The sequence below is a fragment of the Pseudoalteromonas sp. S1727 genome, assembly GCF_005886375.1.
Lineage (GTDB): Bacteria > Pseudomonadota > Gammaproteobacteria > Enterobacterales > Alteromonadaceae > Pseudoalteromonas > Pseudoalteromonas haloplanktis.
The window spans coordinates 1-21,387 of record NZ_PNDT01000092.1 but is presented as its reverse complement, the minus strand read 5'-3'; the positions used below and the strand labels follow the sequence as shown (position 1 = coordinate 21,387).

At 40.3% G+C, this 21,387-nt stretch carries 17 protein-coding genes; 10 read left to right on the top strand and 7 right to left on the bottom strand.

From position 1 onward, the window contains the following. The coding region (locus CWB85_RS22650; RefSeq protein WP_212748239.1) for a hypothetical protein at positions 1–208 on the top strand (208 nt) is incomplete at its 5' end. Positions 209–334: 126 nt separating this feature from the next. Here CWB85_RS22650 and CWB85_RS18005 read toward each other — a convergent pair. Together CWB85_RS18005 and CWB85_RS18000 are read right to left on the bottom strand one after the other, a co-directional pair. Beyond that, positions 335–3,289 carry a DEAD/DEAH box helicase family protein gene (locus CWB85_RS18005; RefSeq protein WP_138555615.1) on the bottom strand — a complete coding sequence of 985 codons (2,955 nt, stop codon included), beginning with the start codon at positions 3,287–3,289 and terminating at the stop codon, positions 335–337. Continuing rightward, positions 3,286–3,888: a class I SAM-dependent methyltransferase gene (locus CWB85_RS18000; RefSeq protein ID WP_138555614.1), complete on the bottom strand. Its 603-nt coding sequence runs from the start codon at positions 3,886–3,888 to the stop codon at positions 3,286–3,288. The genes CWB85_RS18005 and CWB85_RS18000 overlap by 4 nt, the downstream gene beginning before the upstream one ends. A gap of 649 nt (positions 3,889–4,537) precedes the next feature. Here CWB85_RS18000 and CWB85_RS17995 point away from each other — a divergent pair. Together CWB85_RS17995 and CWB85_RS17990 are read left to right on the top strand one after the other, a co-directional pair. After that, positions 4,538–4,837, top strand: a complete 300-nt coding sequence (locus CWB85_RS17995) for a helix-turn-helix domain-containing protein (RefSeq protein ID WP_138555613.1) — start codon at positions 4,538–4,540, stop codon at positions 4,835–4,837. Continuing rightward, complete coding sequence (locus tag CWB85_RS17990; protein WP_138555612.1) at positions 4,827–6,032, top strand: type II toxin-antitoxin system HipA family toxin; 1,206 nt, start codon at positions 4,827–4,829, stop codon at positions 6,030–6,032. Before CWB85_RS17995 ends, CWB85_RS17990 begins: the two co-directional genes overlap by 11 nt. Before the next feature lie 243 nt (positions 6,033–6,275). Here the strand turns inward: CWB85_RS17990 and hepT are convergent, their stop codons facing one another. After that, on the bottom strand, positions 6,276–7,055 hold the full coding sequence (gene hepT, locus CWB85_RS22835) for a type VII toxin-antitoxin system HepT family RNase toxin (RefSeq protein ID WP_138555611.1): 780 nt from the start codon (positions 7,053–7,055) through the stop codon (positions 6,276–6,278). A gap of 380 nt (positions 7,056–7,435) precedes the next feature. Here hepT and abiEi point away from each other — a divergent pair, with 380 nt between their 5' ends. The 6 genes from abiEi to CWB85_RS17955 all read left to right on the top strand — a co-directional run bounded on the left by abiEi (position 7,436) and on the right by CWB85_RS17955 (position 16,613). Then, positions 7,436–7,960, top strand: a complete 525-nt coding sequence (gene abiEi, locus CWB85_RS17980; protein ID WP_016706436.1) for a type IV toxin-antitoxin system AbiEi family antitoxin — start codon at positions 7,436–7,438, stop codon at positions 7,958–7,960. Further along, positions 7,961–8,851 (top strand): nucleotidyl transferase AbiEii/AbiGii toxin family protein, encoded by an 891-nt coding sequence (locus CWB85_RS17975; RefSeq protein WP_138555610.1) that lies wholly within the window; start codon positions 7,961–7,963, stop codon positions 8,849–8,851. Positions 8,852–9,763: 912 nt separating this feature from the next. Beyond that, positions 9,764–10,996: an EAL domain-containing response regulator gene (locus tag CWB85_RS17970; RefSeq protein ID WP_171039035.1), complete on the top strand. Its 1,233-nt coding sequence runs from the start codon at positions 9,764–9,766 to the stop codon at positions 10,994–10,996. Continuing rightward, positions 10,993–11,310, top strand: coding sequence for a response regulator (locus tag CWB85_RS17965; protein WP_171039034.1), 318 nt, complete (start codon positions 10,993–10,995; stop codon positions 11,308–11,310). Before CWB85_RS17970 ends, CWB85_RS17965 begins: the two co-directional genes overlap by 4 nt. Positions 11,311–11,364: 54 nt before the next feature. Next, a complete protein-coding gene (locus CWB85_RS17960; RefSeq protein WP_138555607.1) occupies positions 11,365–12,612 on the top strand; it encodes a hypothetical protein in 1,248 nt (415 codons plus the stop codon). Continuing rightward, a complete protein-coding gene (locus CWB85_RS17955; RefSeq protein WP_138555606.1) occupies positions 12,609–16,613 on the top strand; it encodes an ATP-binding protein in 4,005 nt (1,334 codons plus the stop codon). Before CWB85_RS17960 ends, CWB85_RS17955 begins: the two co-directional genes overlap by 4 nt. A gap of 95 nt (positions 16,614–16,708) precedes the next feature. On the opposite strand, the gene CWB85_RS17950 is transcribed toward CWB85_RS17955, so the two are convergent. Beyond that, entirely contained in the window at positions 16,709–18,082 is a 1,374-nt protein-coding gene (locus CWB85_RS17950) for a GAF domain-containing sensor histidine kinase (RefSeq protein ID WP_016706441.1), read from the bottom strand. A gap of 347 nt (positions 18,083–18,429) precedes the next feature. Here CWB85_RS17950 and CWB85_RS17945 point away from each other — a divergent pair, with 347 nt between their 5' ends. After that, positions 18,430–19,260, top strand: a complete 831-nt coding sequence (locus CWB85_RS17945) for a tetratricopeptide repeat protein (RefSeq protein WP_085999738.1) — start codon at positions 18,430–18,432, stop codon at positions 19,258–19,260. 15 nt (positions 19,261–19,275) lie between these two features. Here the strand turns inward: CWB85_RS17945 and CWB85_RS17940 are convergent, their stop codons facing one another. The 3 genes from CWB85_RS17940 to CWB85_RS17930 form a co-directional block, all read right to left on the bottom strand. Continuing rightward, positions 19,276–19,596, bottom strand: a complete 321-nt coding sequence (locus tag CWB85_RS17940; protein WP_138555605.1) for a hypothetical protein — start codon at positions 19,594–19,596, stop codon at positions 19,276–19,278. 19 nt (positions 19,597–19,615) lie between these two features. Next, positions 19,616–20,392 (bottom strand): nuclear transport factor 2 family protein, encoded by a 777-nt coding sequence (locus tag CWB85_RS17935; protein WP_016706445.1) that lies wholly within the window; start codon positions 20,390–20,392, stop codon positions 19,616–19,618. A gap of 62 nt (positions 20,393–20,454) precedes the next feature. Further along, positions 20,455–21,195 (bottom strand): ferredoxin--NADP reductase, encoded by a 741-nt coding sequence (locus CWB85_RS17930; protein ID WP_138555604.1) that lies wholly within the window; start codon positions 21,193–21,195, stop codon positions 20,455–20,457. Between the last annotated feature and the right edge of the window lie 192 nt (positions 21,196–21,387).

Sequence of the window (21,387 nt, the reverse complement as noted above, 5' to 3'; positions counted from 1 at the left end):
ATGCAAGTTAAGCCGTGACTTCGCCATGGACGGCGAATATACGGCGCTTACGTTCATATCAATCTTAAGCTTGAGGATACGTGTGATCCTCGGGGCGCCGTGGGGTTCCAAGGGGCGGACGGCGGTATTCGCCCCTTGGTTGCCGCCAGCAATCTGGCAAAAAAACTCGAATAGAGGTTTTAAATCCCTTACCCAAAATCATATATAAATCACGGCTAAAGCCTGTTCCCACAAAACCAATAAATTACACTGTCGCGCTAAAGCACGACCAATTTAAGAGCTTAGCTTTTCGCGCGAGCAAGCTCTGCGCCTACAAGTTAAAGCATTACTACAACTACTCTGCAACCACCTGTTTAAACCGCGCAAACGTTCGCATATTTTCATCTGCAATCATTACTTCATAATCTGGGTTTTGAGCAATTAGCTCATATTGCCCGTTTGGTAATTTATTAACTTTACGCAGTAAATATTGCCCTTCTCCGCCTATATCATCTCGCTCTATCGCGACTATTTGCCCGCGCAGCGATCCCGCTTTATCAGGTGTTATAAGCTCAAGTAGCAGTAAATCACCATCAAGTATTGGGTTTTTACCGCCGTTCATTGAGTTACCCGATGCGTGCGCTAAAAAATGTACTTGCGGATCGAGCTTGCCCGAGCCAAGTGGCGCATCCATTAATTCCATATCACTCCCATCCCCTGTTTTAAAATGCCCACAGGCTATTTTAATATTAGGGAAATACGGTAGCTTAAGTGCGTTAGCTTGCTCATTTGAGACAACATCAGTGTGTTTCAACTCAAGCTGAGTAACATTATCAACATGTTGCTCGCTATGTTCTTCACTTACTAGTGCTTTAACTTTTAGCCGTTGGCTGTATTTAGCTAAACTATATTCAACCAGCTCTAACACAGCGTTATTTAGTAATTCGAGTTTATCTGCGGGTACGTCAAACGTGGCTTTTACTGTGTCGTTTTCTAACGTAAACCACTGCGTGCCATCTTTATTTTTATTGGTGTAAGCTTTGATTGGGTTTTTACGCCAGTAGCTTTGCCATATTTGTGAATCAGCGGTGGCTTGTTGTTCTTTTATGGCTAAATCGTGTTGTTTTAAATTTGGATGACGCGCAAATACTTTAGCACTCATTAATGCAAGTTCTGCAACCGTTGGTGGATTAGCAAAGCCATTTAAAGCGACATACGCCTCAAGAAAAATAGCTTTGAAGCATTTGGTCATACTGGTTGTTTGTATGCCTTTGTGCAAAAAGTCATAAAATGGCGCTAGTTGCTCAGCGCTATGTTGTGCATCATCATCAATGTTTTGTGTTTTAGCGATTAGCTCAAACCAACTAGTGTAATTGCTGTTTACCTTTTTTATGTCACCGTAGTGGTAGTAAAACTCACTTAAGGTAGGTAAATGTCCAAGTTGCTCTGCAAGCAGTTTTATATCATCAAAGGCTGTGGTGCCCTGTGCTTTAGCAAGTTGTTGCCAAAAGTCAGTGACTTTTAAATCAATATTTATAAAGCAGCCGTTAGCAAGATTTGGCTTTTTAAGCTTTTTCACTACACCACTTGCCTTAGTTTCATGTAGCAGCGCATAAGGTTTATTCAAAAAGCTATGGTGGTTACCAATAAAGTCGAGCACCACTAAATGTGTTTTACCTTCTAACGTGCGTAACCCTCGACCAAGTTGCTGCAAAAACAGGATTTTAGAATCGCTTGGTCGCAGCATTAAAATGGTATCAATACTTGGTAAATCAGTACCTTCGTTAAACAGATCAACGGTAAATAGTACTTCAACTTGACGCTGGTCTAATTTTTTAAGCGCCTCGTTACGTCGTACTTTTGATTGACTATGTACTGATAGCGCCTTTATACCCGCTTTATTAAACGCATCAGCCATGTAATCTGCATGTTTTGTAGAGATACAAAAGCCTAACGTACGTTGCTGTTTATATTGCAGCCACTGTGCAAGTGCATGTTCAGCACGCTTTTGCGTCGCAAATTTGTTTTCAAGTGCTGCGGGGTCAAATCGACCATTGCGCCATGGAATGGCTTGGTAGTTTACGTTTTCGTCCCAAATGCCGTAGTAATGAAACGGCACTAACGTTTTTTGATCGATGCCTTGCGTTAAGTTTCGCTCAAACACTAAATTGTTGTCACACAATCCTAAAATATCGGCTTGGTCGGTACGTTCTGGTGTAGCGGTTAAACCCAGTAAAAACTGTGGTTCAAAATAGTTTAAAAGCTGGCGATATACACGGGCGCTAGCATGATGAAATTCATCAACGATGATGTAGTCAAACGCCGTTGGTGAAAATTGCTGTAAATGATTACTACGGCCAATGGTTTGAATAGATGCAAACAAACACTCTGCATTTTTTTCACGTTGTTTGCCGTTATAAAACCCCGTTGAAAGTGGCAATAATTCAGCAAATGTACGTTGTGCTTGTAACAGTATTTCTTCACGATGCGCAACGAACAAAACACGCTTGGCTTTGAATTGCTTTACATCAAATGCACTTAACCACGTTTTACCCATTCCCGTTGCTAACACCACTAAGCCACGTTTAAAACCCTCTGTACGAGTTTGAGCTAGCGCGTTGAGCGCTTCAATTTGAGCTGGCCTTGGTGTTTTAGCTTCGTTTTGTTCAATAATTTGTTCTGCTGTATCGGCGTGGTTTACCGCTACAAACTGCTGTATTTTGCGCCTAGCAATGTAGTTATTAATCCATTCATGACTTAAAGGTGTAACAAACTCGTGATTGAAAATATGTTCAAAAGCATTACGAATACTCAAAAATTGCTGCGCTGCTTGGCTTGTTCTTGGCTGCATGTAGTCATGTCGAAAATTCCACTCATGGCCTTTAGTAAGTGCGCTGGCGCTAATATTACTTGAGCCGATAAATGCACAACCTGACGTAATTTCGCTGGTGTCGTTTGTTTTAACAAAAATATACGACTTCATGTGAAAGCTTTGATTACTCTGTGTTTGGTAAATACGCACATCGGCACCACGATCAACTAACGCCATTAGCTCTCTCAAAGCATTTGGATGAGTAATATCAAGGTAGTCTGAGGTAAGGAGTTTAAGTGTTGCACCACTTTGTAAAGCTTCATTTAGTGGGTCGAACAACAAAGCTAAGCCACTAGGTTGAATAAATGAAACAGTTATTTCAATCTCAGTAGCGTTATTTATTGCATGCACGAGATTGGGTAATAACGGATCATTATCACCTGTAATAAGCTGTTGCTGATTACGTTGCAGCTCTTGGTGCTCGATAAAATTATTCACTTATTGCTTCGCTGCGCGTTAATAATCGCATTGAGCCACACTTCACTTTCACGCTCAGGGCGCTGGTCGACCGTTTGCCAGTGCTTTAGTATTTTAAGCTCAGTGTGCTGAGTAATAAGCGCGGTTAACCCCTCTTCATTTAAATCAGTAAACTCACGACCATTGTGTTCCCGCTCACTGTCGCCATATTTAAACGATACATACAAAACCCCATTTGGTTTAAGCGCGTGTTGTAGGTTTAAAAATACCTGCGGAAGTTCGTTTTTAGACACGTGAAGTAAACTGGCACAACACCAAATACCATCGTATTGGTTACTGCAATCAAGCTGCTGAAAGGTTTTAACTGCAACGGGTTGTTGTAAGTGAGTGCTTGCAATTTTTGCAAGTTCTGTGCTTGCGTCAAACGCGCTGACGGTAAAACCTTGCTGTTTAAAATATGCAGCGTCGCGGGCAGAGCCGCAGCCAGCATCTAAGATATGGCCATGTTTAGGAATAAGCGGTAAAAACTCACGATAAAGCGCCGACATATCAACATGAAGCGTTGAGTCGCTAAAGCTTTGTGCGTTTTGATTGTAGTAACTGAGTGTTTTATTTGACACTAAATCTACCGCTCCATGGTTAATTAATAATACTTAACTATTAGCTTGTTAAGCTTTAATTAAGTTTATCCCTAAGCTAACATGAAAATGTATTAAAAACATAGGGTTTTCCGATGAGTACCAAGTACATAGCTGCTAATTAGCAAAAATTAAGAATTTAGTCTTGGTTATATTTATTCAACGAAGGTGCTAGGTGTGTAAAGGTACTAGGAGCTAGAGAAGTGACTAGGTTCTAGGATTATTGCCGAAGCCCGTCGCCCAAAGTCGCCACGTCGCTTTTGGCTCCTCATTTACCCTCATTGTCTGCTCTTTGTGCAAAATGGTTTTATTAATGTTTTCTCGGTGTAGCGCAGCTTCGGTGAGCTCTGTGGTAAAATTGGTTTTAAAACAATCACAATAAAGACCGCGTCAGCAAGCTTAACGCCTACGGTGATAAAGACGCTAGGGGCTAGGGTGAATCCGCAGCCCGCGGCACGTAGCTCATTGCCCGAAGCATGTTTATATGTCGCGAGGTAAACTCGCTGCTACCACTTTTAGAGAGCTCTGCTCATTTACTCTCATTCTCTGCTCTTTTTAAATCACCTTGCAAATACATCAAATACCGCTAAACTAATCATTAACAACCTAATGACTGCGTAGGTAATCATTCATGAGATCTGAACAAGCATTAAAACTGGCACAGCGGTTGGGTGACCTAATCCGCCAGCACCGCACTTTGCATTACACTCAGAGCACTTTTGCCAAGATGATTGGTGTGTCGCGCTCAACTGTACAAAAGCTTGAACAAGGTGAAGTTGTTAAAAGCGATATATTGTTTGAAGCATTAGTCGTTTTGCAACTACAAGGGTCGCTGCTCGATGAAATAAACGAGCTGGCCGCTGATGTTGGTGGGTACAATGCACGGCAACGTAAAGCTCATAAAGCGCAGGTGATTAACGATGACTTCTGAATGCTATGTATTTATAGATGGGCTAGAAAGCACACCCGTGATCTGTGGCTTTTTTAAGTTAGATACTAAAACTGGTCGTGGTGAGTTTAACTATGGTAAAAGTTATCTTACTCGCACTGATGCCTTTGCACTTGACCCAATCCATCTACCTTTACAACCAGGTATAGTCAGCTATAGCGCAAATAAAGGTGTATTTGGGGTGCTAAGTGATGCTGGTGCTGATTCGTGGGGGCGTAAGCTCATTTTATCGCTGCATAATACCAAACCACAAAACGAGTTGGAGTTTTTACTTGCAGGCTCTGGTTATGGTGTTGGCGCACTAGTATTTAGTTTATCGCGTAGTGCATCGAAGCATAAAACCAATAAAAACACCTTGGCTGACTTAGCTTTGCTGGATCAAGCAAAAGATGATCTTTTAGCTAATAAAGCTATTTCAAATGAGGCTAAAAAGGCCTTTGAGTTTGGCCAAAGTATGGGCGGCGCACGGCCCAAAACCTCAGTGCAAATTGGCAATAAACTTTATTTAGCAAAATTTAATCGTCATGATGATTTATTCAATTTAGTACGCGCTGAACACGCAGCTATGTGTATGGCTAAAGAATTAGGCATTCGCACTGCGAATACTCAAATTCATGAAACAGAAAACGGTGATGTACTCCTTGTGGAGCGCTTTGATGTAAGCGCGGGCTTACCTACTCATCACTTTTTAAGCGCTAATAGCTTACTACAAAAATCTAAAGTGGCTATGAGTGATTTAGCGACTTATTATTCGTATGGTGAATTGGCTGAGTTTATTCGTCACCATACTGGTGAATTTGCCAATGATGCAACTGAGCTTTACAAACGAATGGTGTTTAATGTGATGATTGGCAATACTGACGATCACAGCCGTAATCATGCGTTTTTGTACCATTTTGCAAATAAAACTTGGCGTATGAGCCCAGCTTACGACATCACCCCAATCAATAACTCAAAACAACATGGTATTGGGCTTGGAGATGATGGCCGATACGCCAGTATCGATAATTTGTTATCACAAGCAAAACGCTTTGGTTTAACGAGGACAAAAGCGACAGAAATAATCAGCCAAATAAAAGACTACACGCGACAATGGCCAAGCCACTTTAAGCACTTTGCTGATATTAGCGATATAGATATACAACGCTTAGAAAGTGTTATACCAGATATAGAATAGAAAGGCGCTAGGTTATAGGGTTAATTCGTAGCCCGCCGCTTTTTCTTCTCATTTACCCTCATTCTCTGCTCATTGTGCAAATTGTTTTTAAGTGATTTATTCACCACAGAGGTTATGAGACGCTGCGCTGATGAGGTGAAAGGTTCAAGGAAAGGTACTAGATTCTAGGATTATCACGTAGCTCGTCGCTCGAAACCCGTAGTACAACGCCCGAAACTCGATTCCCGCAGTATCTTATCATTTTTAATTGGCTAATTCGGCAATGGCCCGTAAGCTAAACTCATGCATAGTTACATAATGTTGTTTTTTGATAATCGTTTTTACTATGTCTTGATCTATATTCAAATAATCATGCACAAGGGCGTTGCGTAAGCCAATTATTTTACGCCATGAAAGTAACTCTGTATCTGTTAAAGCTCCGAGTTGAGCTAATTCACTAAATGTTTGATATGCGTTACTGCTGGTACTGCTTTTATGCTTTTTAAGCCAGTGTTTGGCTAAGCCAATACACACTTCGGTCATCAACTGTAACAAACGCTCTGCGGCACGATAGTCTCTATTATTAAGTTGTTCTATTTGGCTTAATTCATTGAGTTCTAGCATATATTCGTCGATATGCCGTGTTACCTCACTAATGCCATTCTTACTCGCTATCGCCTCAAACTCAAATTGGCTATAAATACGCTGCTGCTCTTTCATTGCTCTCAAACTATTATTACCTAAAATGGCATGCCCGTATTCGACTACATTGAATGCTAGGTAACTTGGGATCAAGTTTATATCAACAATTGAAATAAGTTGTCCATTCAAGCTAAGTGCATTGCTGATTTCAAGCTCAAGCTCTTTTGGCCTGAGTCGTTTATCAAATGAGCTTAACTCAAAGTTTTTAAAAGCAATGGCAAGATCTATATCGCTATGGGGTTGCGCTGTACCTTTGGCGTGGGAGCCGTATAACCAAACAACATCAATATCGCTATTTTGCTGCAAATATTTAATTATTTTTTGAAAAATATCAGTTCCCACAATACAAAACCATTAATAAAACGCAGGGATAATCATAACCTATCAGTTTTACAGTGAACACAAAAACTGATAATTCACTTTTTGGTTTAAAGCAGTCACAGGCAAGAGAAAGGCGCTAGGTTCTAGGAAAGTGACTAGGTACTAGGATTGCTCCGTAGCTCGGTTCCAGTAGTAGGTCGTGCTTTAGCGCGTCTATTTTCAATGATAGGTATTGTCGCCATAAATGACGACCTACAAGTGTGCTCAAGTAAAACGCGCCAGCAATGGGTGATATAAGGTGACAATACAAGTCAAACTAGAGTTAATCTAAACTCTAGTTTGCTTCAATTAAACTTGAGGTCTACAATTAATAACATAAAAGGTATTAAATTGTAGACCAAATGAATAAATCAGACACATTACTAGCAGTATTTGCTAACTCTGTAAAAGCAGGTGGCGGTATTCATACCAGTGCAGAACTGGCTTTTATGATGGCTATAAAACCCACACCAGCATTTACTAAGTTTTTAACTGATAATGTTAATAAAGGGCTGTTAAGAAGAGTCTGCAATGGTATTTTTGAAAGCACGCTTACGCCACCCGACCCAACCACCGCCATTTATAAAATAGTTAAAAAGCTACGTGGCGATGTTTTAAATTACATTAGTTTGGAAAGCCAACTCAGCTACACGGGCGATATTTCGCAAATATTATTTGATAGGTTAACGGTAATAACGAAAGGCCGTAGTGGTACTTTTTATACTCCGTATGGCGTTATTGAACTCACCCATACAAAAAAGCCAATTGATAAATTTTCGAAAAATCTATATTTCGATAAAAGCATCAATATGTATAGAGCAAATACACTACAAGCTATTGCAGATCTTAAAGCCTGTAATCGCAACGTACACATGCTGGAGAACTAAATGCTAACAGAATATATACGCCAAATCATAGCTGCGAATCCAGAGTACGCTGGCGTCACGCCAGTGATTGAAAAAGAAATTCTTCATCACGACATTATGGCTGCAATGGTAAAACAAGGTGTTATGCCTTCGCTTACTTTTATAGGTGGCACTTCACTTCGTTTGTGCCATAACAGTTCTAGGTTATCTGAAGACTTAGACTTTAATGGAGGGCACAACTTCAAGCCGAGCGACTTCAATGGTTTAGAAGTTGAAATTCAAAAATATATACAAAATAAATATGAGGTGCAGGTATGGGTAAATAAACCAGCCGAAGATAATCAAGCTAATACTTCGTCTTGGAAAATAAGTATCGAAAAAGAAAGTAATCGTCCTGATCTTCCCAGGCAAAAAATGCATATAGTTATTTGTGCTATCCCGTCATTTGATATCGAAAAAAGACCATTAATAAATCATTATAATATTGTCGTGCCAACAGAAGGTTTACTGATCCCTGTACAATCATTAACGGAAACTCTCGCAGACAAGTTTATTGCTTTAGCCTACCGTGCTAGGCGAATTAAACCTCGCGACGTATGGGATATAGTATGGATAAAACAAAGGGGTGTTGCAGTGTCCAGCCAACTTATCAATAAAAAGCTTGTGGCAAGGGGGAAAACCAACGAAGACTTTATTGAGGCACTGACTATTCAATTAGACAAGCTAAAGCATGACAATGAGGTACGTAAAGACTTCAATATAGAAATGGGCCGTTTCATTCCAAATCAAATTAAAGAAAGAACTATCGATAACCCTGATTATTGGCCATATGTGCAATCAGAAATTAACACTATGTCACTCGCTATTATTAATAAGAATATTAAAAAAAGTAAGTTTGATATGGGGCATTAATCTTAAGGTTCACAAAAAAACACCTGTAAGGTAATTTTTTGTATACTAAAAGAAGCTAGGTTTTAGGAAAGTGACTAGGCGCTAGGATTAATTCGTACCTCGTCGCCGCAGCGTTTTTCTTCACTTTGTTTTAAGCGATCTATTCACAAAGAGGTCAAGAGACGCTGCGCTGATGAGGAAAACACAAAGGCGCTAATCTAGGTCGTGCTTTAGCGCGTCTATTTTCAATGGTAGATATTGTCGCCATAAATGACGACCTACAAGGAAATGCTGGGATATTGCCGCAGCACGTAGCTCGAAACCCTTAGCTTTTGTCTTCTCATTTACCCTCATTCACTTCTCTTTGTGCAAATTGTTTTTAAGTAACTTATTCACAAAGAGGTCAAGAGGCGCTGCGCTGATGAGGAAAACACAAAGGCGCTAATGTAGGTCGTGCTTTAGCGCGTCTATTTTCAATGGTAGATATTGTCGCCATAAATGACGACCTACAGGTGTGATCAAGTAAAACGCGTCAGCAAGCTTAACGCCTACGGGGGGCAAGGGGGTTAACCCGTAGCCCGCCGCTCGAAGCCCGTACCTCGCGGCCCGCCGCTGTTCGCATTCCTACCCTAAAACGAATGGTTTTTCAAACATGCTAAATTAACAATGGCGAGTACTTGATCGTATTTAAAACAACCAAAACCAATGCTTTTTCCTTTATGAACAAAGGATTAATAAGCCTTTATTGCGATCTTTATATTCACGTTAACTGTCATCTGTTCACCTTTTGAGCGCTAAAATTGTACAACTGTTATTTTCGGTTACAAAACGGTTCACCGTGGTCACACAACAGACCTTCAAAATTGATCCAGATCAAATAATATGCGCCACCGGTGGTTAAAATATCGCCTCTTAAAAATCTGGAGCGTAATTATGTTCGATTCTTCTATGCATATTCTCATTGTAGACGACCACGCATTTGTGCGTCGTGCGCTTACTTCGATGATCAACCAACTGGGTGATCATCAAGTGACTCATGCCAATGATGGTGATGAGGCCTTAAAGTTAATCAACACATTAACGCCCGATATTATTATTTGTGATTTAGCGATGCCGAATATGGATGGCTTAGCGTTACTTAGGCAGTTAAGCGCGCAAAAGTTTGCTGGTAGCGTTATTTTGTCTAGTGCGTCTGATGCAAGTTTATTGCGTGCAGCGGCCAATTTAGTGAATGCCTTTGGCCTTAATTTACTAGGGATCATGCCTAAGCCTAGTTCTCATAGTCAGTTAAGCCATTTTTTTAACGCGCATCAAAACCGTTTTATTCAGCCAACTAAACAATCAACTATTAAAGTGGATACTCAAAAAGACGTATTGCAACAGGCGCTTGCGCAAGGGCAGTTTATAGCGGTATACCAGCCACAGGTTGATTTTAAATCAGGTGACTGTATTGGCCTGGAAGCGCTATGTCGTTGGCAACACCCTGAATTAGGCTTGTTATCCCCCTACTTTTTTATCGATCAAATAGAAGATGCAGGGCTAATGCCGGCGCTAACGCTGAGCATTATTGAACAAAGCGTTACTATGCTTGAACAATTACCCGCTGAATTTAGTAATACAAAGTTATCGATTAACTTAACCCCTTCGTGCTTATCAAACGAAACCGTGAGCCATATTTTAGCTGATCAACCCTTGATGGCCCTTGCGCAACGTAAACGTATTTCTCTTGAGGTAACCGAACAAACTGAATTATTAAGTGATAGCTTATCGCTTGAGCTGTTGTCTCGCTTACGCATGAATGGCTTTAATTTATCAGTTGATGACTTTGGTACTGGTTACTCATCATTGCAGCAATTAAGTCAGTATCCGTTTAATGAAATTAAGCTCGATCGTAGCTTTGTAACTGACGCACTAAACGACCCACAATCTGGCGCTATTGTTGAAATGGCCATTCAGTTAGCAAAAAAACTCCACATGAAAGTGGTCGTTGAAGGGGTCGAAACGTTTGCGCAATGGCAACATATGCAATTACTAGGCGCCGATACCTGCCAAGGTTTTTACTGCGCTAAACCAATGCATTCCACGCAACTAGCAACGTGGAATGCCCGCTGGCAATCACAATATCAAGCTATTAAAGTAAACGCTGATGAGGCATTACGCGCTTGAACTTTTTAACTGATAAGCGCATTTTGGTGATTGATGATAGCAGTTTAATTTTATCGGCTATTCGCTTAATGCTCGTTAATAAAGGCGCTTTAGCAAAGAATGTAATGTTAGCTAAAGACGCTAAAACCACCATTAGCGCATGTCAAAATCGCCGCTTTGACTTTATTTTATTTGATTACAATTTAGGCCAAGGCGCGGATGGATTACAGCTTTTAGCGCATTTAACAATGGCCAAACTGATAGCTAAAGAGTGCATTGTTTTTATTGTTACTGCAGAGCAATCTCGTCAAGTCGTGCATGGGTTTAGTGAATGAAAACCGGATGGGTATTTAGTTAAACCTTTTAATATTAATAACATGCTGCCACGAATGATTGCCTGTTATCGTAAAAAGTACGCTTTAATTGAACTTGAAAGCTGTTACTTAAAACACGGGTTTGAACGCGCTAAAAGTAGACTCTCTCGCTATACTGCATTGAACTACTATAACGAACTTGAACATGCTCTACTCACCTGGGATGGGCAAACAGCCAAGCTATGCCATAAGCTCAAAACACTCGTTGCGCAAGGCGATGATAATGCACGGCTAAATTACGCAAGCTGTTTACTTAATGATGGCAATAGTACTGATGCCGTTAATGTAATAAAGCCACTACTGGCCATCAAACGTTATCAATTAAGTGCATTAGATGTATGCGTCAGTGCCAGTTTAGGCCAAGGGCAGCTTCAGCAAGCGTATGATTACTTAGCACAAATGAACTTAATTGCCCCCGATAACCCACAGCGTTTATTAATGCAGTTTAATCTTGCGGTCATTTTAAATAATACTGACAATATGCAGCAAGCGGTAGCGCGTTATCAAAAAACCTCGCAGCACCTAAGTTGGTTAAATGTAGATTACCAATTTAATGTATTACGCTGTTTATTAGCCCGTATCGAAAGCTTAAATGAAGGACGCTACGGCAGTGACTTTAAACGTCTCGAAACGAATTATTTGCACACGCGGTTAAAGATTCTACAAAACCCGCGAGCTGTTCAATTACACGAAATAAAAGACATTCTTGATGCGCGTTTTGCGTTATGTACAGGTGATCGCCAAGCTGCCATGCAGATTGTAAAAAAATACAGCGAATACGCAAATTATGTGGAGCTACCATTTTATTGCCAACTCGATATTGTGCACTTATACCGTCGTTTAGCCCAGCCCCTTCCTGACTTTATCAATAGTTTAAATAAAGATGAGTATAGCCAACATTTACTACTGCAAAATACGCTGCAATATGCTCACGCTTATCAACTCCACGTTGATGCTCAGATCAGAAAAATAAAAAGCGCTGAAAACAACGGTTTTTACATGCAAGCGGTCTGTATGAGTATTGCAGCCATTGATGACTTAGGAATAAACATTGAGCTCGCGCAATTACTATTACGCGGTTTTACTAAAGCAATTCCCATTAATGTTACTCCAATGCGGCTAAGGCAGTATTATTTATTAGCCAAACACAGCCTCACCCTCAATAAAAGCCAAGTTACTAATAGCGAGCTATATTATAAGTATTGTCGTTTTATTGAGTCCACAGTGAGCTTCTTAAACACCCAGCCAAAGGTAGCCGTATGATTTTTCAATATCGCTTAAAAGTTATCGCACTGCTAACGTGCTGTTTTTTAGTGTGCTGGCTTTTAAGTTTTAATGCCTTTGCTGATAGCGCTAAAAATCTCCCTGAGTCGCAGGTTACTGCGAGCAAAAAAGTATTGCTGGTCGGCGCTTTAAAGGGCAACTCTATTCCTTACTTTGCGGTGAAAGAAAACAATAAAGTGGGCGGTATTTATCCTGAGTACATCGAGCATTTGGCCAGTGCTTTAAACTTACAAATACACTATCAATTTTATAACTCGGTAGCACAGCTAGAAGATGCCGCAAAACAAGGGCGTGTTGATATAGCATTAGGCTTACAAGTGACTGACGCGCGCAAAGATTACTTAACGCTCAGTAAAACAATTATGACGGTGCCACGTACGGTGTTAATAGCAAAAGAGATTGAAGCGTCACCATTTCAACTTAACGCAAACCCAGCTGTTAACCTCGCACTGTTTAAATATGATGTTGATAAAGAATATATTAAGCAGCTATTTCCTGATATTAAAAAGGTCGAAATAAAACAACAGCAAGATCTTGCACCAGCGTTTCACTATGGTCTGGTTAACGCCCATTTTGGTGACTCTTTATCTAACCAGTATTTAGCATCAAAATTAGCTATTAATAAATTTAGTATCGTTTCGCTGGATCATACCGCTAATAAAGTGTTTCATATTCCGCTAATTAGCAAAAATAGTACGCTTAATAACGCCATCAACAAGCTTATAGAAAACACAGATCCAATCACAGTATCAGCCATTGTTGCTCACGCGAGTCAGTGGCAACACTATACCAAAAAACCAGTTATGGTTATTAACCCACAACAACAAGACTGGTTAAAGCAGCATCAAGTGATTCGCTACACTACGTTACCTCAATGGCACACCATTACCATGTATGATCAATCAGGTAAGCCTAAAGGCTTGTCTATTGATGTGTTAAACCGTATCGCGGAAAAACTGGGGGTCACCTTAGAATACGTACCAACTCACTCCAGAGAAAAAGCACTAGCGCTACTAAAAACCGGTGATGTTGACTTGGTTCCTGCAGTATTGCGTTTGCAAAGTCGCAACGACATCATGAGTTTTTCGCAGCCTTATTTAAGTACACCTTGGAGTATGGTTGGACGTAAAGACTCGCAACTAGACGTAACTTTACTGCGCCAAGGAAAGTACAAAATAGCCTCGCCAAACAGCGATTATGCTCGCGCCATTATTTTAGATTACTTTCCAAATAGTGAGTTAATTATGCAAAGTAATATAGAAGAAAGCTTTGCGTTGTTAGATGAAAAAGAAGTCGATGCTGTATTTACAACCCTAGCAGCGTCACAGTCTTGGATTGAACATGGGGGCAAACATCACTACAAGCTGATACACGATTTTTTAGTAAATAATAATATAGACATACAACTAGGTGTAAGTAAGCACTCACAAGAGTTACTTGGTTTAGTTAATAATGGCCTTGATGCAATAGGCTATGATCAACTCGATAGCCTTGCCCGTAGCTGGGTGGAGCTTAATCCAAATCAAGGTGTAAATATTAAACAAATCATTTTTTACAGCTTGCTTGCATGTGCCTTATTTTTATTAGTCGTAGTTGGTTTTTTATATTGGAATAATAAGCTGCGTCAAGAAGTCAGGTTTCGCCGTAATGCGCAACAACGTGCATTACAAGCAGAGCAAAAGCTTACCTCTATAGCCAATGCTATTCCTGGTGCTGTGGTGCAGTTTAAAATTGTTAATAAGCAGCTTATATTTACCTATGCCAGTAAGGGGATTGAAAGGTTTACTCCGTTTAAACGAATAAACTTATCAACTGAAGAGGCGGTGAATTTAACAGATGAAGACTTTCTAGCTTTGATCTCGAAAGACCAAGTAGACCAGCTTATCAATGCAGCTACTCAGGCGCTAAATGATAACCAGGGGATTGATTTTGAATGTGAATTAAATGCGCCCTATCGTAATTGGTTAAACTTGGTGGCATTTCCTGCTTATCAAGGTGATGATTGTGTCTGGAGCGGTGTATTACTTGAGATCAATCAACGTAAAGAGCAAGAGATTGCTCTCAGCGAAGAAAAAACCAAAGCGGAGCAAGCAGCCCTTGCTAAATCACGCTTTTTAGCAATGATGAGTCACGAAATTAGAACACCTCTAAGTGGTGTGATCACTACTACTGAGTTATTGTCACAATCAGCCTTGGATTATCAGCAACGCGATGACGTGAATACCATTGCTACATCAGCCAATAATTTACTGCATATTCTCAATGATGTGCTCGATCATACAAAAATGGAAGAGCAACAGTTTGCCATCGAAAAAATAGAGTGTGATTTACTCGATATTGTTGAAAACGCGGTGCGGGCTCATGTCGCAAACGCACAGGCTAAAAACTTAACCATGCGTGTTGATTTTGATCCCCAGTTACAACGCTTTATTGAAACCGATCCCGTCAGGTTGCAACAGGTGCTATCTAATTTACTCAGTAACGCAGTGAAGTTTACTGAGCAAGGTAAAATAACTATCAGCGTTAATGCTTTGCATAACGTGGGGAATGTTCAACACGTTGAGTTTAAAGTGACTGATGCAGGATTAGGTATTGCCATTGAAAATCAAAGCAAGCTGTTTACTCCTTTTATGCAAGCTGAAAGCTCAACTAATCGTCAATACGGTGGAACCGGGTTAGGACTGTCAATTTGCCAAATGCTGGTAAATCGTCTTGGTGGGGAAATCACCTTACACAGTGATTTAGGTAAAGGTAGTGAGTTTAGTTTTGTGATCCCCCTTGAGTGTTATAAAACCGCAGAGTTACCAACAACACCGGTTGAAAAATCATTATTACTCTTGGATGACGGCAGCGAATGTATTGCTCAAGTGATCAATTATTTAAAACGATGGGGTATTGCGTTTATTCATGAACCAAACCACAGTAATCCTGAGTCTTGGTTAAACCCACATAATTACACAAATTGTATGGTTATTTTTCATCAACAACTAAGCAATATTTCACACCTTAAAACCAGCGATGCAAGTAATGTATGGGTTAAGCTGTGCATGGCGGCAAATAATGAACTTGATGCAGACTTATTTATACCGAGCAATCCTTTGTTAGTGTCTCCTTTACTTAATCTGATCGCCAAAGCCAATGACAGTCAATTAATGGATACTGTCCATCAAGAACAAAACCACGAAATTATTCTCCAAAGCAGGGAGCAGGCTATCAGCAGCGGTCGGCTAATTTTAGTGGCTGAAGATCACCCAACCAACCGACAAGTGATCAAACGCCAACTTGAAACCTTAGGCTATCAAGCTGACTATGTTGAAAACGGCGTACAAGCCCTGCAAGCAATTACTGAACAACATTACAATTTGTTGATCACCGATTGCCACATGCCAGAGCTCGATGGCTATGGGTTAACCCGCGCTCTGCGTGAGCAAGGAAATAACATGCCAATCATTGCCTTTACCGCCAATGCACTCACTGGCGAAGCGCAGCGTTGCTTAGACATAGGAATGAACGGCTATATAAGTAAGCCGGTCAGCCAAAGTGTATTGCAAGCTAAGCTAAACAAGTATTTACCGACGCTGAGCCAGATAACCATACCTGTCAGCTCTGTGCAAAATAACTTACCCATAAACACGCATCATAAGGCCACTGAAATGCATTTTAATATTCTAGAACTACAAACTATGTTTGGTTCTAAAGAGTCTGTGTTGGAGTTGCTTGCAGAGTTTATTGACAGTTTAAAGGCTGATATCAGCGAGCTGAGTGACGCATATGCACAGCTTGATTTTACACAGCTCAATACAATTGCGCATCGCTTAAAAGGCGCGGCTCAAATGGTCATGGCAAACGCATTAAGTGAACTTGCAAGCACCTTAGAAAATGCAGCCAAACAGCAGCAAGCTGCTTTGTGTAAACTAAAAATAACCGCCCTTAATGATTGCCTACAACAATATGAAAACTCATTAAACACATTGTTTTGATGACCCTGTCACCAGAATATTTACCCAACGAATGGAGTGCTTTTTATCAACAAATTGTTTAACAACCACGCTAAGTGAATATTTTTTATATAAAATCAGCTCAAAGTTAACGGAAAAGTAAACGTCACTGTAATACCCTGCTGAGGCTCGCTATTTGCTTTTACATCGCCTTGTAGGGCTTGGGTTGCAAGGTTATAAACAATGGCCATACCTAAACCACTGCCGCCATTACCTCGGGTGGTGGTAAAAAAAGGATCAAATACATTCTGTAACACGCTTTTAGTCATCCCATGGCCGTTATCACGATAACGTAATGTGTAGGTATTTTGCTGCGTATCTACCTGTACTGTGATGTTTATCTGATTATCTTTACGGTCTTTAAAGCCATGTACGCAACTGTTACTTACTAAATTCATTAAAATTTGACTTAAAGCCCCTGAAACGGTGACTATGCTAAGTGTTTCATCGCACTCAATGGTGGTGTTAACTTGATGGCTTCGGGTTAATGGCGTAAGACTATGTACGGTATTAGCTAAGTAATCATTTAAGATCACTGTGCTAATATCAAGAGAGGATTGATCAACGGCAGTTTGCTTAAAATTACAGATCAGAGCTGCGGCCCTATCTAAGTTGCTACTTGAAATCCTTAAACACTCATCTATATGCGTAAGAAACGCCACTAAGCTATTTTTCGATAGCGTATTATTTTCCAGCTGTTGTGTCAGTCGCTTTAGGTTATCAGTTGCCGAACTATTGGCTGTTACGGCAACACCAATGGGCGTATTTACTTCATGAGCAACGCCTGCAACAAGGTTCCCTAATGCTGCCATTTTTTCTGATTCGATGAGTTTTTCTTGCGTTCCGGTTAATGCTTCTAAGGTTTTTTGTAGGGTATTTGTACGCTCAACTACACGCTCTTCTAGGTAACGATTTGCAGCTTCTAACTCTTGCTTGACTAATCTGCTTTCTTGCGCCGAAAGTGCCCGACCATAAAGATCAGCCAAACCCGAAAGAAACGTACATTCGTCATCATCCCATTGTCTAAAACTGCCAATATGCTCACAACAAAAAATACCTATCATTTTGCCTTTAAAACGCAGAGGAGCATCCAGCATGGAGTGAATACCTAGTGGGGTTAAGTAGTGCTCAGAGAACTCGTATGTTGCCGGATCGGTATGCGCGTTATTGGCAATTATCACTCGTTGTGTATCTAACGCCCTGAAATAAGAAGGAAAACTAGCGCGCGTTAAAATCAACGTTTGAGCTGGTTCAGTGTTCGTTTTATCTAACAGTAATTGGCAATGGCATTCACTATTATCGCTATTTAACAACCATATGCTGGCACGTGTCGTATTAAGACCATCGATAATAGCTTTTACAATCAATTGCTCGGCAAGCTCTATATATCCATCGTCTAAAATTGCCGATGTAGACACCTTATAAAGTAATTGCACAAGCTGTTGCCGCATTGATGAAACTTCCCAAACGATTATCGTAAGTTTAGTTTAGCTTATTAAATTAATTTCTACCTCTGCATTTATAAAGCTTTAAATATTAAGACATTGTTCAGATAGGTTTGGTTATTATAAAGCCACACTCCTGTTGATACCCCTAACGACTTTATGTTGTTTAAGCAGTTTGACCAGCTCACCCTTGAGCTGGTTTTTTTTGCCCGCGTTTTGCCTAGTGCCAACTTAGCTAGCATGTTACAGTTTATCTCATTCAAACAGCATTTAAATATCAACTAGGCAGCACAATGCATCATTATTTATTATCCGCTTTACTTGTTATTGCTACTTTAGTGACAGCCCCGATAATGGCCCAGGAGTCTCGCTCTGAGCCTAGCCAGCAACAGCAACAACAAGCACTCGAAGAATTGCAAGAGCCAATGTATAAGCCATTGATGGAGCGCTATATTCTTGATGAACTTAAAGCGGTACGTCAAGATCAGCAAAAACTACGCGAAGATGTCACAAAACAAGTAACACATACCCAACTCGATACCGCCGATCGCGCGCTAACTTACACAACCGACACCATTAACAATGTGTTTTTTATTATCACGATCACCGCATCAATTTTAGTACTTGTGGGCTGGAATTCATTGCGTGATGTAAAGAATAAAGTAGAAGATATCGTTAATAGTCGCGTTAGCGCAATTACAATGGAATACGAAGAGCGCTTAAATATACTTGAAGAAAAACTGCGTGTTCGCTCTGAAGAAATCTTAAGTAATCAGCAAAAAATATCGGTCACTAACGAAGTTCACTCACTGTGGATGCGCGCAAACTTAGAAAGCGATATTGCGAATAAGATTGAGATTTTCGATGAAATATTAAAACGAAAACCTGAAGATGTTGAAGCTATCGCCTATAAGGCCGATGCACTGTTAGAGTTAAACCAAACAGCAAAAGCGATTGCGCTGTGTAATCAAGCGTTAGATATTGATAGTGATTATGGCTATGCGTATTGGCAACGTGCCTGTGCCTACGCTCTAACTCACAAACATGCTGATGCATTAGCAGATATAAAAATGTCGTTGGAATATTCACCCAATTTACGCAACGAGCTGTTACATGAAAGTGCATTTGCCAGTTTGCACGACAATAATAGTTTTAATGCGATTGTCGCTGGCGACAAAAATTAATTGAGCCTGTGCGGCTCAACGTTCTAAGAAATTTTCGATTGCTTGAGTGAGTAACTCGTCGAGTTGCTCTTCAAACTCATCTTTTGTGGTATCGAAATGAGTTAAGTACGTGTGAGCCTGTGATTCAGACAATAGTCGAGTATTTATACTGTATTGACGTTCCGCCTTACTTTTATCAAAGCGTGGCGTAAACTGATAGTGTGCAAAATAAGGGGCGGCAAGTTGTTGGTTTGCATATACACAAAAATGTTCAATCATTTGCGCACCATTAGGGCCAAGGCAACCAGGCTCAACACGATAAAGTAAATAAAGTTTTTTATCGTCACTTAGCTGCATTTATATCCCCTCATTGTTGTTATCTAAAAAACAACACCTTGGTAATTTTACCATTTTCAACTTGATAGCTAGAGATCAACTCTGAGCGTTTATCAATTACGTTCGGATCGGTTGAACAGGTTTCTGATAACTCATGATCAATAACTATATTACCGTGTACGATACGCTTTATAGGTGATGATTTGATACACTTTAATTTTTTAAACACGATCCCATAACGGGCAATGAGTTTTTCTTTCCCTTTAAAGAGTAACTCATTTGGAAAAGCATAAAACTCAACATTTTCATCATACATGCTGATAAATGCGTCAATATTTCTGGCGTTATAGGCCTTAATTAACTGCTCGATAACCGCTAATGATTCTCGTGACTGTTTTGCTTTTACTTGTTGTTTTAAAGTGAGCGCTTCTTTAGCTTGCGTAACGGCTTGCTCCGCTTGGGCTACCGCAACCGCCTTTTCTTGCTGAGTTTTAGGAATATCTGCAGGTTTTGCCGCTTCAGTGCCAAGTACCTTGCTGGTATCAACCACTTCAATCATGTTTGCTTTATTTGGATCAACCACCACAGGCTGGGTAGACTCAATATGGCTAGGCGCTGGCTGAGCGGCATTTTCAGGCGTTAATGTAATAACAGCAGGGCTATCTTGTAATTCACTTTCAACAGCTTGCTCTTTAGCAGCAGTAGCGTCATTCGTTTTGACGACAACAGCTTGTGACTGGGAGTCAACTGTTTCAACTTCAGTTGCGAATAATTGCCATGAAAATAACAAACTAACGACAAAAAATAACGGTTTCATACTGTTCCTGAGTAATTTAAGAAACGCTAAAATAACAAAATTTAGCGTTTCGCGATAGTTATTTACCAATATTGCTCAACGGTAATTTGCCCAGGCTCTCTACGGCGATTACGGGTATAACCTCGCTCAGTTAATAATGCTGATGTGTCTTTAACCATATCTGGATTTCCACAGATCATAAATTGAGCATTTTGTGGTGTGACTGCACTTTGGCAATGTGTGAACAAACTGCCATCAGCAATGCCACTGGTGATACGCCCATTTAAGCCGATAATCGCCGGCTCTCGACTCACTACGGGTAAGTAATGTAATTGCGCATACTGCTGCTGTAACTGAGCTATTTTATCTTGATAACTTAAGTCTGCATTCAAACGCACACCATGCACTAAAGTAATGTGTTTAAACTGCTGCCATACATCGCCTTGTTCTAAAATAGATAAAAACGGGCCGATTGCAGTGCCAGTACTAAGCATAAATAATTGCTCACTTGCAGGGACTTCATCCAAGGTAAAAAAGCCACTGGCGCGTCGCTCTATTAAAACGGTATCGCCAGGGGTTAATTTAGCAAGTTGTTGCGATAACAATCCATCAGCAACATTGATAAGGTAAAACTCTAAGTCAGCTGAATCAGGGGAATTCACATACGAATAAGCTCGCGCAATGCGTTTATCGTCCATCATCATCGACAGCTTAGTAAACTGCCCTGCTTTAAATGGCTCAACATCGGCGTTAACAATCAAGCTAAATAAGGTGTCTGTCCACCAAACAATATCTTTAACCTTCGCCTCAACCCAATTAGACACAACCACACTCCTTTCGTTATTGCTTTATATAACAGTGGCAAAGGAACAAAGGGGTGTCAATGTTTGAGCGGTCAGCGGTCAGCGGTCAGAAATTCTAACTTATCTTTGATTACCGTAAAGATTTAGATGTGATTATTTTATAAATAATGAAGATTACTAAGAAATGTTATTTAGCACTTTTATTTTTTAAGA

Bases quoted from the DNA above. Each gene is read 5' to 3' on its own strand.
- CWB85_RS17975 (WP_138555610.1), top strand. From the start codon at position 7,961: ATGCTAACAGAATATATACGCCAAATCATAGCTGCGAATCCAGAGTAC.
- CWB85_RS17935 (WP_016706445.1), bottom strand. From the start codon at position 20,392: ATGAAACCGTTATTTTTTGTCGTTAGTTTGTTATTTTCATGGCAATTA.
- CWB85_RS17995 (WP_138555613.1), top strand. From the start codon at position 4,538: ATGAGATCTGAACAAGCATTAAAACTGGCACAGCGGTTGGGTGACCTA.
- CWB85_RS17950 (WP_016706441.1), bottom strand. From the start codon at position 18,082: ATGCGGCAACAGCTTGTGCAATTACTTTATAAGGTGTCTACATCGGCA.
- CWB85_RS17990 (WP_138555612.1), top strand. From the start codon at position 4,827: ATGACTTCTGAATGCTATGTATTTATAGATGGGCTAGAAAGCACACCC.
- CWB85_RS17955 (WP_138555606.1), top strand. From the start codon at position 12,609: ATGATTTTTCAATATCGCTTAAAAGTTATCGCACTGCTAACGTGCTGT.
- CWB85_RS17945 (WP_085999738.1), top strand. From the start codon at position 18,430: ATGGCCCAGGAGTCTCGCTCTGAGCCTAGCCAGCAACAGCAACAACAA.
- CWB85_RS17940 (WP_138555605.1), bottom strand. From the start codon at position 19,596: ATGCAGCTAAGTGACGATAAAAAACTTTATTTACTTTATCGTGTTGAG.
- CWB85_RS17960 (WP_138555607.1), top strand. From the start codon at position 11,365: ATGATTGCCTGTTATCGTAAAAAGTACGCTTTAATTGAACTTGAAAGC.
- CWB85_RS17970 (WP_171039035.1), top strand. From the start codon at position 9,764: ATGTTCGATTCTTCTATGCATATTCTCATTGTAGACGACCACGCATTT.
- abiEi (WP_016706436.1), top strand. From the start codon at position 7,436: ATGAATAAATCAGACACATTACTAGCAGTATTTGCTAACTCTGTAAAA.